The organism is Nocardioides aequoreus (assembly GCF_000720335.1).
GTDB classification, from domain to species: domain Bacteria; phylum Actinomycetota; class Actinomycetes; order Propionibacteriales; family Nocardioidaceae; genus Marmoricola; species Marmoricola aequoreus.
In genome coordinates this window covers 114,239-128,131 of sequence record NZ_JOJN01000006.1, presented here as the reverse complement: position 1 = coordinate 128,131, position 13,893 = coordinate 114,239, and the positions used below count along the sequence as shown (strand labels likewise).

At 74.2% G+C, this 13,893-nt stretch carries 13 protein-coding genes and 1 tRNA gene; 10 read left to right on the top strand and 4 right to left on the bottom strand.

The window, feature by feature from the left end; genetic code table 11:
• Positions 1-144 precede the first annotated feature (144 nt).
• On the top strand, positions 145-630 hold the full coding sequence (locus IG63_RS0112865) for a CarD family transcriptional regulator (RefSeq protein ID WP_030484767.1): 486 nt from the start codon (positions 145-147) through the stop codon (positions 628-630).
• A gap of 92 nt (positions 631-722) precedes the next feature.
• Positions 723-1,358: a glycosyltransferase family protein gene (locus tag IG63_RS21570; protein WP_245604427.1), complete on the top strand. Its 636-nt coding sequence runs from the start codon at positions 723-725 to the stop codon at positions 1,356-1,358.
• Here IG63_RS21570 and IG63_RS0112855 read toward each other — a convergent pair.
• The 3 genes from IG63_RS0112855 to ispF are packed head-to-tail and all read right to left on the bottom strand — an operon-like array spanning position 1,345 to position 3,132.
• Complete coding sequence (locus IG63_RS0112855) at positions 1,345-2,049, bottom strand: IspD/TarI family cytidylyltransferase (RefSeq protein WP_051706722.1); 705 nt, start codon at positions 2,047-2,049, stop codon at positions 1,345-1,347. The two genes, IG63_RS21570 and IG63_RS0112855, sit on opposite strands and share 14 nt — an antisense overlap.
• Before the next feature lie 11 nt (positions 2,050-2,060).
• Complete coding sequence (locus tag IG63_RS0112850) at positions 2,061-2,612, bottom strand: YqgE/AlgH family protein (RefSeq protein WP_030484764.1); 552 nt, start codon at positions 2,610-2,612, stop codon at positions 2,061-2,063.
• A gap of 37 nt (positions 2,613-2,649) precedes the next feature.
• Complete coding sequence (ispF, locus tag IG63_RS0112845) at positions 2,650-3,132, bottom strand: 2-C-methyl-D-erythritol 2,4-cyclodiphosphate synthase (RefSeq protein WP_036195503.1); 483 nt, start codon at positions 3,130-3,132, stop codon at positions 2,650-2,652.
• Between the two features lie 78 nt (positions 3,133-3,210).
• Between ispF and IG63_RS0112840 the strand changes: the two genes are divergently transcribed.
• The gene (locus tag IG63_RS0112840) at positions 3,211-4,764 is read left to right on the top strand and encodes a molybdopterin-dependent oxidoreductase (protein ID WP_245604426.1); all 1,554 of its coding nucleotides are present in this window, start codon (positions 3,211-3,213) and stop codon (positions 4,762-4,764) included.
• Between the two features lie 12 nt (positions 4,765-4,776).
• Here the strand turns inward: IG63_RS0112840 and IG63_RS0112835 are convergent, their stop codons facing one another.
• Positions 4,777-6,045 (bottom strand): C39 family peptidase, encoded by a 1,269-nt coding sequence (locus tag IG63_RS0112835; RefSeq protein ID WP_157210158.1) that lies wholly within the window; start codon positions 6,043-6,045, stop codon positions 4,777-4,779.
• Between the two features lie 119 nt (positions 6,046-6,164).
• On the opposite strand from IG63_RS0112835, the gene cysS reads away from it, so the two are divergent.
• From cysS to IG63_RS0112800, 7 genes are all read left to right on the top strand, one after another.
• Complete coding sequence (gene cysS, locus IG63_RS0112830; protein ID WP_030484760.1) at positions 6,165-7,535, top strand: cysteine--tRNA ligase; 1,371 nt, start codon at positions 6,165-6,167, stop codon at positions 7,533-7,535.
• Complete coding sequence (gene rlmB, locus IG63_RS0112825; RefSeq protein WP_030484759.1) at positions 7,535-8,488, top strand: 23S rRNA (guanosine(2251)-2'-O)-methyltransferase RlmB; 954 nt, start codon at positions 7,535-7,537, stop codon at positions 8,486-8,488. Before cysS ends, rlmB begins: the two co-directional genes overlap by 1 nt.
• Positions 8,472-10,139: a metallophosphoesterase family protein gene (locus IG63_RS0112820; protein ID WP_211249317.1), complete on the top strand. Its 1,668-nt coding sequence runs from the start codon at positions 8,472-8,474 to the stop codon at positions 10,137-10,139. Before rlmB ends, IG63_RS0112820 begins: the two co-directional genes overlap by 17 nt.
• A gap of 38 nt (positions 10,140-10,177) precedes the next feature.
• Positions 10,178-10,927, top strand: coding sequence for a class E sortase (locus IG63_RS20740; protein WP_036195404.1), 750 nt, complete (start codon positions 10,178-10,180; stop codon positions 10,925-10,927).
• A gap of 48 nt (positions 10,928-10,975) precedes the next feature.
• Positions 10,976-11,048 (top strand) — tRNA-Thr (locus IG63_RS0112810).
• 221 nt (positions 11,049-11,269) lie between these two features.
• Entirely contained in the window at positions 11,270-12,688 is a 1,419-nt protein-coding gene (locus tag IG63_RS0112805) for a hemolysin family protein (protein WP_245604425.1), read from the top strand.
• Positions 12,685-13,743 (top strand): hemolysin family protein, encoded by a 1,059-nt coding sequence (locus IG63_RS0112800; RefSeq protein ID WP_051706717.1) that lies wholly within the window; start codon positions 12,685-12,687, stop codon positions 13,741-13,743. Before IG63_RS0112805 ends, IG63_RS0112800 begins: the two co-directional genes overlap by 4 nt.
• Positions 13,744-13,893 lie beyond the last annotated feature (150 nt).

Below are 13,893 nucleotides of genomic sequence, written 5' to 3'. Positions count from 1 at the left end.
CGGACTGCATCATCTGCGCGCGCGAGAGACACAGAAATGCCGAACTTGTCAAGCCCCCATAGGCCGTCTGACCTGCGTAAACGTGGCGAAGGGGACCCTCATCCCCGTGTTAGACTGGTCACCTCGAAAGGGGAAAACATCGATATGACATTCACTGTCGGCGAAACGGTTGTCTATCCGAATCACGGGGCCGCGGTCATCGAGGACATCGAGATGCGCACGATCAAGGGCGAGGAGCGGCAGTACCTCGTACTCCGGATCGTCGCCCAGCAGGACCTGGTGGTCCGGGTCCCTGCGTGCAACCTCGACCTGGTGGGCGTGCGCGACGTCGTGGACAAGGCCGGTCTCGACCGCGTCTTCGAGGTCCTGCGTGCGGTCGTCCCCGACGAGCCGACCAACTGGTCGCGCCGCTACAAGGCCAACCTGGAGAAGCTCCACTCCGGCGACGTCATGAAGGTCTCCGAGGTCGTCCGCGACCTCTGGCGGCGTGAGCGCGACCGCGGTCTGTCCGCAGGTGAGAAGCGGATGCTGGCCAAGGCGCGCCAGATCCTCGTCTCCGAGCTGGCGCTCGCCGAGCACACCAACGAGGACAAGGCCGAGACCATCCTCGACGAGGTCCTCGCCTCCTGACGCGAGCGACCGACACACGCACGACGAGCCCCCGGGGAGCATCTCCCCGGGGGCTCGTCGCGTCCGGGGTCGGCGTCTGCCACGGTTGACCCGTGGACGACGAGCCCGAGCCGCCGCTGGGCCTGGTGCCGACCGAGGGTCGCGGGCACCTGCCCTTCGCCCTGGTGCACGGGGAGTCGCTGCTGGCCGCCGCCTCCTGGGCGCTGACCACGGCGGGGGTCGCCCTGTACGACGTGTCGGTGCCCTTCGCGGCCGTGCGCGACTCCGGTCGCGACCTGGTGGTGCACGACCCGCTCTGCCCGCTGACCCCGAGCGGCTTCGTCGCCGAGGCCGTCGAGGAGTGCCGGCGCACCGGTGCCGTGGTCGTCGGCGTCCGCCCGGTGACCGACACCGTCAAGCAGGTGCTCCCCGGGTCGGCGGAGCCCGGGGCCGGCCCCGCCCTGGGGCCGACGGTCGACCGCGCCGGGCTGGTGCAGGTGACCTCCCCCGTGGTGCTGCCGGCGGCCGTCGTGGCCGGACTCACGGAGCCGCCCACCGACCTCGTGGCGCTGGTCGCGCAGCTGACCCGGCGTGTGCCCGTGCGTCACCTGCTCGCGCCCGCGCTCGGCGGCCGGGTCGTCGACGAGGCCGGCCTGGGGCTGCTGGCCGCGCTGAGCGAGGTGCAGCCGCCGTACCAGGACCCCGGCCACGCCGGCCAGGACCCGCTGGACGACCTCAGCGACGCCTGAGCAGCGCCTCGGCCAGGGCGAGGTCCTCGGCGAAGGTGACCTTGAGGTTGTCGGGCCCCGTGGGCACCCCCACCAGCCGGAGGTCGGGGGGGCCGTACCGCTCCAGGCAGGCCGCGGTGTCGCTGCCGCGGAAGCCCTCGGCGTCGGCGGCACGGTAGGCGGCGAGCAGCGGCGCGGCGCGGAAGGCCTGGGGCGTCTGCACCGCGGCGAGCCCCGGCACGGGAGTGCCGTCGGTCCGCAGCACCCCGCTGGTCGGCCGCGCCGGGAGCGCCCCGCCGTGGGCGGCGGCCGCGTCGACGACGGTGCGCCACAGCTCGGGCCGTGCCAGCGGCCGGGCCGCGTCGTGCACGGCGACGACCTCGAGCTCGCCCCCGTCGATCTCGTCGGCCAGCACCTGGAGGGCGCGCCACTCGGAGTCGTGGCGCTCGCTGCCCCCGTCGACCACCCAGAGGTCGTGCGGGCCGAGGTGCGGGGCGACGGCGTCGCGCACCTGCTCGCGCTCGTCGGGACGCACGACGAGGACGATGCGGTGGACGCCCTCGACCTGCAGCACCGTGCGCACGGCGTGCACCATCACCGGCTGCCCGTCGAGCGGCAGCAGCACCTTGTTGCGCCCGGCGCCCACCCTGGTGCCGGAGCCGGCGGCCAGCACCACCGCGGCCGTGCGTGGAGGGACGTCGGTCGTGGGCATGGCTCTCCTGCTCAGTTCAGCGTCGCGTCGTCGGGCATCGTCGAGAGCATGGCGACCTGCCCCGGCTGGCGGCGGAGCACCTGGCGCCACAGCGCCTCGGGGCGGCTGCTGAAGAGGTCGTCGGGCGTCGCCGGGGCCAGGTGCCAGGCGCCCTCGTCGATCTCCCCCTCCAGCTGCCCGGCGCCCCAGCCGGCGTACCCGGCGTAGACGCGCAGCGCCGAGAGGCGGCCGAGGTAGGTCTCCGGCGGCTGGTCGAGGTCGACCAGCCCGAGCCCGGGGGTGAGCTGCTGCCACACCGACGGCACGTCAGGTCCGAGCGGCCGGGCGACCGCGACGGCGGCGTTACCCTCCACGGGACCGCCGGCGAAGAGCACCCGGGGCTCGCTGGCCAGGTCGTGCCAGGGGGTGAGCACCTCGCCGACGGGGGTCTCCGAGGGGCGGTTGAGGACCACGCCCAGGGCGCCGTCGGCGTCGGCGTCGAGCACCAGCACCAGGGTGCGGGCGAAGTGCGGGTCGGTGAGCGTGGCGGAGGAGATCAGCAGGGTGCCTCGCTCCGGTCTCATCACCCCATCGTGACACCAGGCGCCCGTCGCGCGGGCCTCAGCCGGCCCCGCCGCGGACGAGCAGGGCCGTGGCGATCGCCGCCACCCCCTCGCCGCGGCCGGTGAGGCCGAGCCCGTCGGTCGTGGTGGCGGTCAGCGAGACCGCGATGCCGTGGCGGCCGGCCACCGCCTGCTGCGCCTCCTCGCGACGTACGCCGAGCCGGGGGCGGTTGCCGATCATCTGGCAGGCGACGTTGCCGACCTCCCAGCCCGCGGCCCGGACGCGGCGCAGCGCCTCGGCCAGGAGGTCGTGGCCCGAGGCGCCGGCCCAGCGGGGGTCGTCGGTGCCGACGTTGCTGCCCAGGTCGCCCAGCGCGGCGGCGGAGTAGAGCGCGTCGCAGATGGCGTGCAGCACCACGTCGCCGTCGGAGTGACCCTCCGGTCCGACCTGCTCCTCGGGCCACTCGAGGCCGGCCATCCGCATCGGGCGGCCCGCGACGAGGCGGTGCACGTCGGTGCCGACGCCGACGCGGAAGGGCACCGTGGCCGGCGTGGCGGGGTCGGGGCTCATGGGCAGGATCATGCCCGCAGCTGCGGCCCGGTGCGCCACGATGGGGGGGTGAGCACCGACCAGCAGGCACCCGAGGACCTCGTCGGCGAGGTACGCCGCGTGGCGCCGCGCTGGCTGCTCGCCTGCTGCGGACTGCTGGCGGCCCTCGCCGGGGTGGCGCTGAGCCAGGCCACGACGTGGGCGCTGCGCGCCGACCTCTCCCCGGTCGAGGCGGTGGCCGCCCGGGTGCGCGACCTGACGCCCGGCCCGGTCGTCGAGACCGCCCTGGGGGTGCTGGGCACCGCCGGCAAGCCGGTGCTGCTCGGCGGCACGGTGCTGGTCGTCCTCGCCCTCTGTGCGTACGCCGCGAGCCTGCTGCGCCGGCTGCCCCTGGCCGCCGACCTGCTCTTCCTCGCGCTGGGCGCCGTCGGCTTCCTGGCCGTGGTGACCGACCCGTCGCCGGCGGCGGGGTCGGTCCTGGCGGTGCTGGTCGGCCTGGTGACCTGGGTGGTCGTGCTGCGGGTGCTCACCGGCCCGGTGCTCGACGACCCGCCTGCCGACGGCAGCGGCCGCCGGCGCTTCCTGGTCCGGCTCGGCGTCGTGGTCGGGGGCGTCGCCGCCCTCACCCTGGCGGGCAGGGTGGCGGGCGGCGCGAGGCGCGGCGTGGAGTCCGCCCGGCGGCTGCTGCGGCTCCCGGTGAGCGGCGGCGACGCCCCCGGTGGCGCCGACCTGGGGATCGAGGGGCTCGGGCCGTGGCGGACCCCCAACAGCGACTTCTACCTGATCCACACCGCCCTCGCGGCGCCCGCGATCCGCCCCGTCGAGTGGCAGCTGCGGATCCACGGGCGGGTGCAGCGCGAGCTCACGCTGAGCTACGCCGACCTGCTGGACCGCAAGCTCACCGAGGCCTGGGTGACGCTGACCTGCGTCTCCAACGAGGTGGGGGGCGACCTCGTCGGCAACGCCTGGTGGTCGGGCGTGCCCGTCCGCGAGCTGCTCGCCGAGGCCGGCGTCGATCCCGAGGCCGACGCCGTGCTGCAGACCTCGGCCGACGGCTGGACCTGCGGCACCCCGCTGACGGCGCTGACCGACGGGCGCGACGCGCTGCTGGCGGTGGCGATGAACGGGCGTCCCCTGCCCGTCGACCACGGCTTCCCGGTCCGCATGGTGGTGCCGGGGCTCTACGGCTACGTCTCGGCTACCAAGTGGCTGGTCGACCTGGAGGTCTCGCGGTTCGAGGACTTCAGCGCCTACTGGACCGAGCGCGGCTGGGGCGAGCGGGGGCCGGTCAAGACCCAGTCGCGCATCGACGTGCCGCGCAGCGGCGCCAACCTCGCCGCGGGACCGGTCACGGTGGCGGGGGTCGCCTGGGCCCAGGGCACGGGGGTGCGGGGCGTGGAGGTGCAGGTCGACGGCGGGCCCTGGCGCCCGGCCGTGCTCGGCGTGGTGCCGTCGGTCGACACCTGGGTGCAGTGGTCGCTCCGGGTCGACCTCGAGCCGGGGGAGCACCGCGTGGTCTGCCGGGCCACCGACGCCACCGACTACACCCAGACCCCCACCCGCACCGACGTGATCCCCGACGGTGCCACCGGGTGGCACGAGGTGAGCTTCAACGTCGACTGAGCGACGGTGCGCTCAGCGCGCCTGCCGGTGCGACGGCAGCGGGTGGGCGGCGTCGTTGACGACGTAGACCGTGCCACGCGACTTCGTCAGCCACGCCCGCTCCAACTGGCCGCGGTCGTAGGTGCGGCGCACCGAGGCGTTGCCGGGCGCTGCAGGGTCGTTGACCACCACGTCGCCGCTGCGCGTGAAGCCGCTGATCACGACGAGGTGGCCGGCGGTGCTGCGGATGGGTGCACCGGCGAGCTGGCCGGACCCGAAGGAGATCGAGGCGGCCAGGGGGATGCCGGCGGCGACGAAGCGCTCCGCGTCGCGCAGCGAGGCCAACCGGGTCACGAAGGCGTTGCCGGCGAGGCGTCCGGCGTACGCCGTGTTGAAGGCCCAGTTGCCGGCCCCCCGGTAGCCGTAGTCGTAGACGGCGCGCGCCAGGTGCGGGACGACGCGGTCGGGGGAGGAGCCGGCGACCCAGGCGTAGGAGCTGCGTGAGGGCAGCCGGCCGTAGTAGCCCAGGATCATGGCGAGCGAGGTGGGGGAGCACCAGGCCTGCCCCCCGCCGCCGTACTGCGGGTAGCGGCCGCGGTGCACCATCTGCGAGTACGACGGGACCTGCAGCGTGCGCGCGCCGTACAGCGGCTTGCTCGTCGCGGGCACCGGACCGAGCCGGCTCGCCACCGCCTGCACCGACCGCAGCGCGGGGGTGCTGGTGCGGCCGACCTCGCGGTGCATCAGGACGCGCAGCTGGTAGCGCCGCAGGGTGACGCCGGGCCGGGCGCGCACCACGTCGGTGGCCGCGCTGGCGATCGCGTCGGACTGGGTGCCCGCCGAGGTGCGGCGGAAGACCTTGTCGTTGGTCGCCCAGCTGCCCACCGTCTTCCACGAGCTGGTGCCGCCGGAGGACTGCACGCGTGCGGCCACCTGCACGAAGGTGCCGGCCGGCGTGACGGCCTGCCAGGAGGGGATCAGCTCGCTGAAGCCGTGGCCGGGGGACGACCACGCCGAGGTCCAGCGCGCGTACTGCCAGCGCTTGCCGGCGTGGGAGCGCGTGCCGACCGGGGTCTTGATGCGCAGCGAGCCGCTCGAGATCCGCACGCCCTCGCTCGTGCCGGTGCGCAGCTGGGCGTTGATGGTCAGCTGGCGGAAGGTGTGCTTGGTGGACGCGGTCGCGGCGACGGGCTCGACGTCGGGGGCGACGGTGGGCTCCGTGGCGCTGCTCAGGAGCGTGACGCCCAGGGCGAGCACGACGGCGCTCGTAGCACAGCGGAGGGGGAGGAGACGGCGCGACATGCCGGTCACAGTAGTTCTCATCCGTCACACGCGCACCACAATGGACAAATCGCCTGGCCCGATCGGTGCTCCGCGGGTGCTGCCGCACGGCTCGCGGCCCGCGTCCCTAGGATTGGCGGGTGGCACTCCGGCTGTACGACACCGCGACCCGTGCGGTCCGCGACTTCGCTCCCCGCGTGGAGGGGCGTGCGTCGGTCTACGTCTGCGGCCTGACGGTGCAGTCCGAGCCCCACGTGGGCCACGTCCGCTCGGCCGTGTCCTTCGACGTGCTGCGCCGCTGGCTGCTGGCGAGCGGCCTCGAGGTCGACTTCGTGCGCAACGTGACCGACATCGACGACAAGATCCTCGCCAAGGCGGCCGAGCAGGACCGGCCCTGGTACAACCTCGCCTACGACGTCAAGCGCGCCCTCGACGAGGTGTACGCCGCGCTGCGGGTGCTGCCACCCACCTACGAGCCGCTGGCCACCGGTCACGTGCCCGAGATGCTCGAGCTGATCGGCGAGCTCGTCGAGCGCGGTCACGCCTACGCCGCGGCCGACGGCTCCGGCGACGTCTACTTCGACGTGCGCTCCTGGCCCTCCTACGGCGAGCTGACCCGGCAGGCGGTCGACGACATGGAGGCCGCGCCCGACGCCGACCCCCGCGGCAAGCGCGACCCGCGCGACTTCGCGCTCTGGAAGGGCCACAAGCAGGGCGAGCCGCTGACCGCCTCCTGGCCCAGCCCGTGGGGTCGTGGTCGGCCGGGCTGGCACATCGAGTGCTCGGCCATGGCCGGCAAGTACCTCGGGCCCGCCTTCGACATCCACGGGGGCGGGGTGGACCTGCGCTTCCCCCACCACGAGAACGAGCAGGCGCAGAGCCGGGCGGCGGGCCGCGACTTCGCGGCGTACTGGATGCACAACGCGTGGATCACCACCGCGGGCGAGAAGATGAGCAAGTCGCTGGGCAACTCGCTGCTCGTGCCGGCGGTGCTCGAGCGGGTCCGCGGCGTCGAGCTCCGCTACTACATGGTCGCCAGCCACTACCGCTCGACGGTGGAGTTCAGCTTCGAGGCGCTCGAGGAGGCCGCGGCGGCGTACCGCCGGATCGAGGGCTTCCTGGAGCGCGCCGCTGGCGAGCCGGGCGCGCTGCCGCCGGCCTTCGTGGCCGCGATGGACGACGACCTGGGCACCCCGGCGGCCGTCGCCGTGCTGCACGACGTCGTGCGCGCGGGCAACCGTGCCCTGGCGGCGGGCGAGCCCGCCGAGCCGGCCGCCGGTCAGGTGCGCGCGATGCTCGACGTGCTCGGTCTGGCCCCTCCGGCCCGGGGCGGGAGCGGTGACCTGCGCAGCGTCGTCGACGCCCTCGTGCAGGGGCTGCTGGAGCAGCGGGCGCAGGCGCGCGCCGCCAAGGACTTCGCCACCGCCGACGCCATCCGCGACCGCATCAAGGCGGCGGGCGTCGAGGTCGAGGACACCCCCCACGGACCCGTCTGGAGCGTGACCGACTGATGGCCGGCAACAGCAAGCGTCGCGGCGCCACCCGCTCCTCCTCCAAGGGCAACCCCACGGCCGGGTCCGGCGGCCGCCGCCGCAAGGGCCTGGAGGGCAAGGGTCCGACGCCCAAGGCGACGGACCGTCCCTACCACCAGGCGCACAAGGCCAAGAAGCGCTCGGACCACCAGGGGCCGCGCCCCAAGCGCCCGGCGAAGGGTGGCGACGCCGAGTGGATCGCCGGGCGCAACAGCGTGGTCGAGGCGCTCCGTGCCGGGGTCCCGGTCACGGCGGTCTACGTCGCCGAGGGTGCCGAGCGCGACGGCCGCCTGCGGGAGATCTTCGCCTCGACCGCGGAGTCCGGCACCTCGCTGCTCGAGGTCTCGCGCAGCGAACTCGACCGGCTCACCGGCGGGGCCGTGCACCAGGGTGTCGGGGCGCGGGTCCCGGCCTACGAGTACGCCCATCCCGACGACCTGCTCGAGGCCGCGGCCGCCAGCGGGGAGCCCCCGCTCGTGGTCGCGCTCGACTCCGTCACCGACCCTCGCAACCTGGGCGCCGTGGTGCGCTCGGCCGCCGGCTTCGGCGCCCACGGCGTGGTGATCACCGAGCGCCGGGCCGCGGGCATGACGGCCTCGGCGTGGAAGACCTCGGCCGGCGCGGCGGCCCGTCTCCCCGTCGCGCAGGCGACCAACCTGGTGCGGCAGCTCAAGGCCTTCCAGGAGGAGGGCTGCATGGTGGTCGGGCTGGCGGCCGACGGCGACGTCGACCTCCCCGACCTCGACCTCGCCACCGGTCCGCTCGTGCTCGTCGTGGGGGCCGAGGGCGGTGGGCTCTCGCGGCTGGTCGCCGAGACCTGCGACCAGCTCGTCTCGATCCCGATGTCGGCGCGGCTGGAGTCGCTCAACGCCGGCGTGGCGGCCGGGGTGGCGCTCTACGAGATCGCGCGCAAGCGTGCCGCCGGAGCCTGAGCGCTCCGACGCGGCGGGGCCCGGGCCCCGCCGTCCCCAGCGGCGGCTGCGCCGGCGCGTCGTCGGGGCGGTGCTGCTCGTCCTGGTCTGGGCGGCCGTCGCGGTCCCGGTGGCGCTCTGGTCCTTGACCGAGCGCGACACCGAGACGGTCGTCGCCGGCCACGACGCCTCGGTCGTCCCGACCCTCGACGGCTGGGTGACCCTGGAGATGGGGCCCTACCTGCCCGACCTCCGGCTGCCCTCGAGCGCCTCCGTGGGGGTCGACGTACGGCTCGGCAAGACCACGGCCGACAGCACCCGCGAGCTCGCCGACCGCTACGCCTCGATCGCGGCCCACCCGGACGCCGAGCAGCGCCGGGTCGAGGGCGTGGTGCGCGAGCACGTCCGCACCTCGCTCGTGCACGGCGCCCTCGCTGGTGCCGTGCTGCCAGGCCTGTGGCTGCTGGTGGGGCGGGCACGGCGGCTCGAGCTGGCGGTCGCGGCCACCCGGCCGCCCCGCACGCGCCGCGGATGGGTGGCGTACGTCGTGGTCGTGGCGCTGATCGTGCTCGCCATCCCCTTCCCGTGGCGCGCCCACCCCCCACGGGTGCAGGACGACACCTGGATCGCGCTCTCCGACGCCTACCCCGACCTCCAGGTGCCGTCGGAGCTCGCCGACTGGCAGGTGCAGGGCGGCATGTTCACCCAGGGCACCCGGCGGCTGCTGCAGAGCGCGCTCGACACCTACGACCGCAGCACGGTCTTCTACGACGAGCTCGTCGACCGCGTCGAGGAGGTCTCCGGCGACTTCCGCGTGCCGGAGGAGGGCGAGACCGTCGCCGTGCTCGTGAGCGACCGCCACGACAACATCGGCATGGACCAGGTCGTCCGCGCGGCCGGTGACGCGGCAGGAGCCACGGTGGCGATCACCGCGGGCGACGACACCTCGACCGGCCAGGAGTGGGAGGCCTTCAGCCTCGACTCCCTCGACACCGCCTTCGAGGGCTACGAGCACCGTCTGGCCATCGCCGGCAACCACGACCACGGCGACTTCGTGAGCAGCTACCTGGCCGACCGCGGCTGGACCCACCTGGACGGTGAGCCGGTCGACGTCGACGGCGTGCGGGTCACCGGCGTCGACGACCCGCGCTCCAGCGGCCTCGGCACCTGGCGCGACGAGTCCGGCCTGAGCTTCGGCGAGGTCGAGGAGGCCATCGCCGACGACGCCTGCGCCCGCCAGGAGGAGGGCGAGCGGATCAACCTGCTCGTCGTCCACGACGCCAACCTCGGTCGCACGGCACTGGCGAGGGGCTGCGCCGACCTCGTCGTCGCCGGTCACCTGCACGCCCAGGTCGGCCCCGACGCCGTGGTGGGGGACAACGGCGAGGTCGGCTACAGCTACACCAACGGCACGACGGGGGGCGCGGCGTACGCCATCGCGCTGGGCAGCAAGCTGCGGCGCAACGCGCAGTTCACGATGCTCACCTTCCGCGACGGGCGTCCCGCGGGGCTGCAGCCCGTCGACGTCGACACCCGCGGCCGGATCACGGTGCAGGACTACGTCGAGCTCGACCTCGACGACCCCACCGAGGAGCAGCTGGAGCAGCCGACCGAGACCCCGGAGCCCCCGCAGCCCGAGGACGCCGCCGCCGACGAGCCCGCGCTCCCGTAGCCCCGGCCTCCCGAGGACCGGGGTCGTACGGTGGCGAGGTGGGAGCGACACGGACCGGTCGGCTCGCCGGCACCCTGGCGGTGGGATCGCTGCTGGCCGCCTGCAGCTCGCCGCTGGAGCCCGACGCAGCGACGACGCCCGCCCCTCCCGAGCCCACCCGGTCGGTGTACGCCGGGGAGGAGCGCCTGGTCACCGAGTCGCGACCCCCGCCCTGGGTGACCGAGCGCACCCGCCCGACCCCGTCGCCGACGCCGACAGCCGCACGACCCGAGCCGCGCACGTCGTTCGTGACGATCCCGGCGCTGGGGCTGCGCGACGTCCCCGTCGAGCGCTACCGCGGCACCCCCGACGACGCCCCCGGCACGGCGATCCAGGACACCGGCGTGATGGCCTCGCCGCGCGGCTCCGGCGGCCTGGTCGGCCCCGGGGTGGTCGGCAACTACCTGGTCACCGGCCACCGCACCTCGCACGGCGCGCCCCTCGGCGACCTGCCCGCCCTCGACCGGGGCGACCGCGTGCGCGTGCGCAGCGGGGAGCAGGTCTTCGTCTACCGCGTCACCGGCACCCGGATCACCTCCTTCCGCTCACCCCGCTCGCTGCGCGAGCAGTCGGCAGCCGTGCCCGGCCGTCCCGGGGTCGAGCCGCGGCGCCCGATGCTCACCCTGTCGACCTGCCGGACCCCGGAGGACCGGGCCGAGGGCAACTACTGGTCCGACCAGTTCGGCAACCCCGAGAACCGCATCGACAAGATCGCGGTGCTGGAGTCGGTGCGGCCAGCCCGGTCCTAGCCCCGCTCGTGGGCCTCTACGATGGGCGCCGCGCTCCGCGGGGCGCGCGCCGGTGTAGCTCAGTTGGTAGAGCGCCTCACTTGTAATGAGGATGTCGCGGGTTCGACTCCTGTCACCGGCTCGGTCCGGGGCGCCGCCGCGGTCGGGAGCCTCGCCGTCACGGTCCGTGGGCGCGCGATGCGGCGCGCCGCCGGTGCTTCAGGCATCATGGAGGCAGCAGATCGCCGACCGAGGAGTGACAGCCCCACCGATGGAGTCCGACAGTCCGAGCCACTCCCGTGGCTCCACCGTCTCATTCACCGTCCTGACTGACCGCCACGCCTGCTCGGTGGTGGTGCGCTGATGTGGGTGCTCGACCTGCTCGTCGGCATCGCGATCGTCCTGGTGATCACCGCCTTCACCGGCTACTTCGTGGCCCAGGAGTTCGGCTACATGGCCGTCGACCGCTCGCGCCTCAACGCGCGCGCGGCCCGCGGCGACGCGGCGGCGGAGCGGGCCCTGAGCGTCACGCGACGCACGTCGTTCATGCTCTCGGGCGCCCAGCTCGGCATCACCGTGACGGCGCTGCTCGTCGGCTACGTCGCCGAGCCCTTCATCGGTGAGGCGATCGGGGAGGCGCTCGGCGGCGTCGACGTCGACCCGAGCGTCGGCATCGCCATCGGCACCGTGGTCGCCCTGGTCTTCTCGACCTTCGTGCAGATGCTCTTCGGCGAGCTCTTCCCCAAGAACCTCGCCATCGCGCGGCCCGAGCCGGTCGCGCTGCGGCTCGCCACGTCGACCACGATCTACCTGAGCGTCTTCGGCTGGCTGATCCGCATCTTCGACGCCGCCTCCAACGCGCTGCTGCGCGCCTTCAAGATGGAGCCGGTGCACGACGTGGAGCACGCCGCGACGGCGCGCGACCTCGAGCACATCGTCGCCGACTCCCGCGACAGCGGCGACCTGCCCGAGGAGCTCTCGGTGCTGCTCGACCGGGTGCTCGACTTCCCCGAGGAGGACGTCGAGCACGCGATGGTGCCGCGCTCGCGCGTCGACACCGTCGAGCCCGAGACCACCGTGGGCGAGCTGTGGCAGCTGATGAGCACCGGCCACTCCCGCTACCCGGTGCTCGACGACGACGACGAGGTCGTCGGCGTGGTGCACCTGCAGGACGTGCTGGTGGCCGGCCAGGACGACACCCGCACCGCGCGCGAGCTGATGCGCGAGACGGTCATGGTGGCGACGCTGATGGCGCTCCCCGACGCGCTGCGCGCGATGGCGGCCGAGCGCGCCCAGATGGCGATCGTGCTCGACGAGTACGGCGGCTTCGACGGCGTGCTCACCGCGGAGGACCTCGCCGAGGAGCTCGTCGGCGAGATCGAGGACGAGCACGACCCCCGCCACGAGGAGCCTGAGGAGGTCTCCGGCGAGGGTGACTGGACCGTCTCCGGCGACGTGCACGTCGACGAGGTCGAGCGCACCATCGGCCGAGACCTGCCCACCGGTGACTTCGAGACGGTCGGCGGGTTGGTGATCGCGGCGTACGGCGGTCTGCCCGAGGTCGGCGAGACCGTCGACGTCGAGCTGCCCCCGGATCCCTCGACGCTGCTCGACGAGGGCGAGCGGGTGCCCGAGCACCTGCACCTGGAGGTGGTCGAGGTCGAGCGCCACGTGCCGTCGCGGGTGCGGTTGACGATCGAGCAGCCGACCGACGACTCCGCCGACCAGGTGACCGATCAGGTGACCGACCTCGTGGCCGACCTCCAGGGGGACGACCGATGACACCGCTCCCGATCCCGCTCGCCGCGGCCGACGGCACCGGCCTGGCCTCCAACGCCTGGGCGGTCGCCGGCATCACCGTGGCGCTGATCGTGCTCAGCGCGCTCTTCGTGGCCGTCGAGTTCGCCCTCCTGGCCGTCAAGCGGCACCGGCTGCAGGACGCCGCGGGCAACAGCCGCTCGGCCCGTGCGGCGCTGCGCAGCTTCGACGAGCTCACCGTGCTGCTCGCGGGCTGCCAGCTCGGCATCACCGCGTGTGCGCTGGGCCTGGGCGCCGTGACCAAGCCGGCGCTCGACTACGCGCTGCGACCCGTCTTCGCCGACCTGGGCGCGCCGTCCTGGGCGGTCGTCGCGGTGAGCTTCGTGCTCGCGCTGCTGGTGGTCACCTTCCTGCACCTCGTGGTCGGCGAGATGGCCCCGAAGTCGTGGGCGATCGCGCACCCGGAGGCCGCGGCCACCGCGCTGGCGCTGCCGATGCGCGGCTTCATGTGGCTCACCCGGCCGCTGCTGATCGGCCTCAACGAGGCGGCCAACTGGTGCCTGCGCCGGGTGGGCGTCGAGCCGCAGGACAGCCCGCACACCGGGCAGAGCGCCGAGGACCTCAAGCAGCTCGTGGAGCACAGCCTCGACGTCGGCGTGCTCGACGAGCACCGCTCCGCCCAGCTGACGCGCGCGCTGGAGCTGCAGCACCTCACCGTCGGCGACCTCGCCTCGGGTGGGCAGGCCACGGCCGTCGACAAGGACGACGACATGGAGGCCGTGCGCGACGCGACCCGGTCGTCGGGCCACCTGCGGGTGCTGGTGCGCGACGAGGGCCGCATCCTCGGGGTGGTGCACGTGCGCGACACGATGGTGCAGCCCGAGGGCCGTCGCGCCTCCGAGGTGATGCGCCCGGTCCTCAAGATCGACGCCGAGACCTCGCTCAACGACGCGCTGCAGCGGATGCGGGAGACGCGCAACCACCTGGCGGTGATCGAGGAGGACGGCAACCCCGAGGGCGTCGTGACGCTGACCGACATCGTGCGGCGACTCTTCCCGACCGAGGCCGACGCCGCCTGATCCGGCCCGGCTCGGCCGGATAGGTCGTGCTTGATAACGATTCGGTCACCTGGTCTTCCCGAGACCGGGGGTCTCGGGGTGGGCTGACCGAGGCCCTCCGCAACACGGCGAGGGTCGACGAGAGGAACGACGTGAATCCCAGGCTTTCTC

What these genes read in the sequence shown, in the direction of transcription:
- IG63_RS0112865 (WP_030484767.1), top strand. Translation starts at nt 145, where the DNA reads ATGACATTCACTGTCGGCGAAACGGTTGTCTATCCGAATCACGGGGCC.
- IG63_RS0112855 (WP_051706722.1), bottom strand. Translation starts at nt 2,049, where the DNA reads ATGCCCACGACCGACGTCCCTCCACGCACGGCCGCGGTGGTGCTGGCC.
- IG63_RS0112850 (WP_030484764.1), bottom strand. Translation starts at nt 2,612, where the DNA reads ATGAGACCGGAGCGAGGCACCCTGCTGATCTCCTCCGCCACGCTCACC.
- IG63_RS0112835 (WP_157210158.1), bottom strand. Translation starts at nt 6,045, where the DNA reads ATGTCGCGCCGTCTCCTCCCCCTCCGCTGTGCTACGAGCGCCGTCGTG.
- rlmB (WP_030484759.1), top strand. Translation starts at nt 7,535, where the DNA reads ATGGCCGGCAACAGCAAGCGTCGCGGCGCCACCCGCTCCTCCTCCAAG.
- IG63_RS0112805 (WP_245604425.1), top strand. Translation starts at nt 11,270, where the DNA reads ATGTGGGTGCTCGACCTGCTCGTCGGCATCGCGATCGTCCTGGTGATC.
- IG63_RS0112800 (WP_051706717.1), top strand. Translation starts at nt 12,685, where the DNA reads ATGACACCGCTCCCGATCCCGCTCGCCGCGGCCGACGGCACCGGCCTG.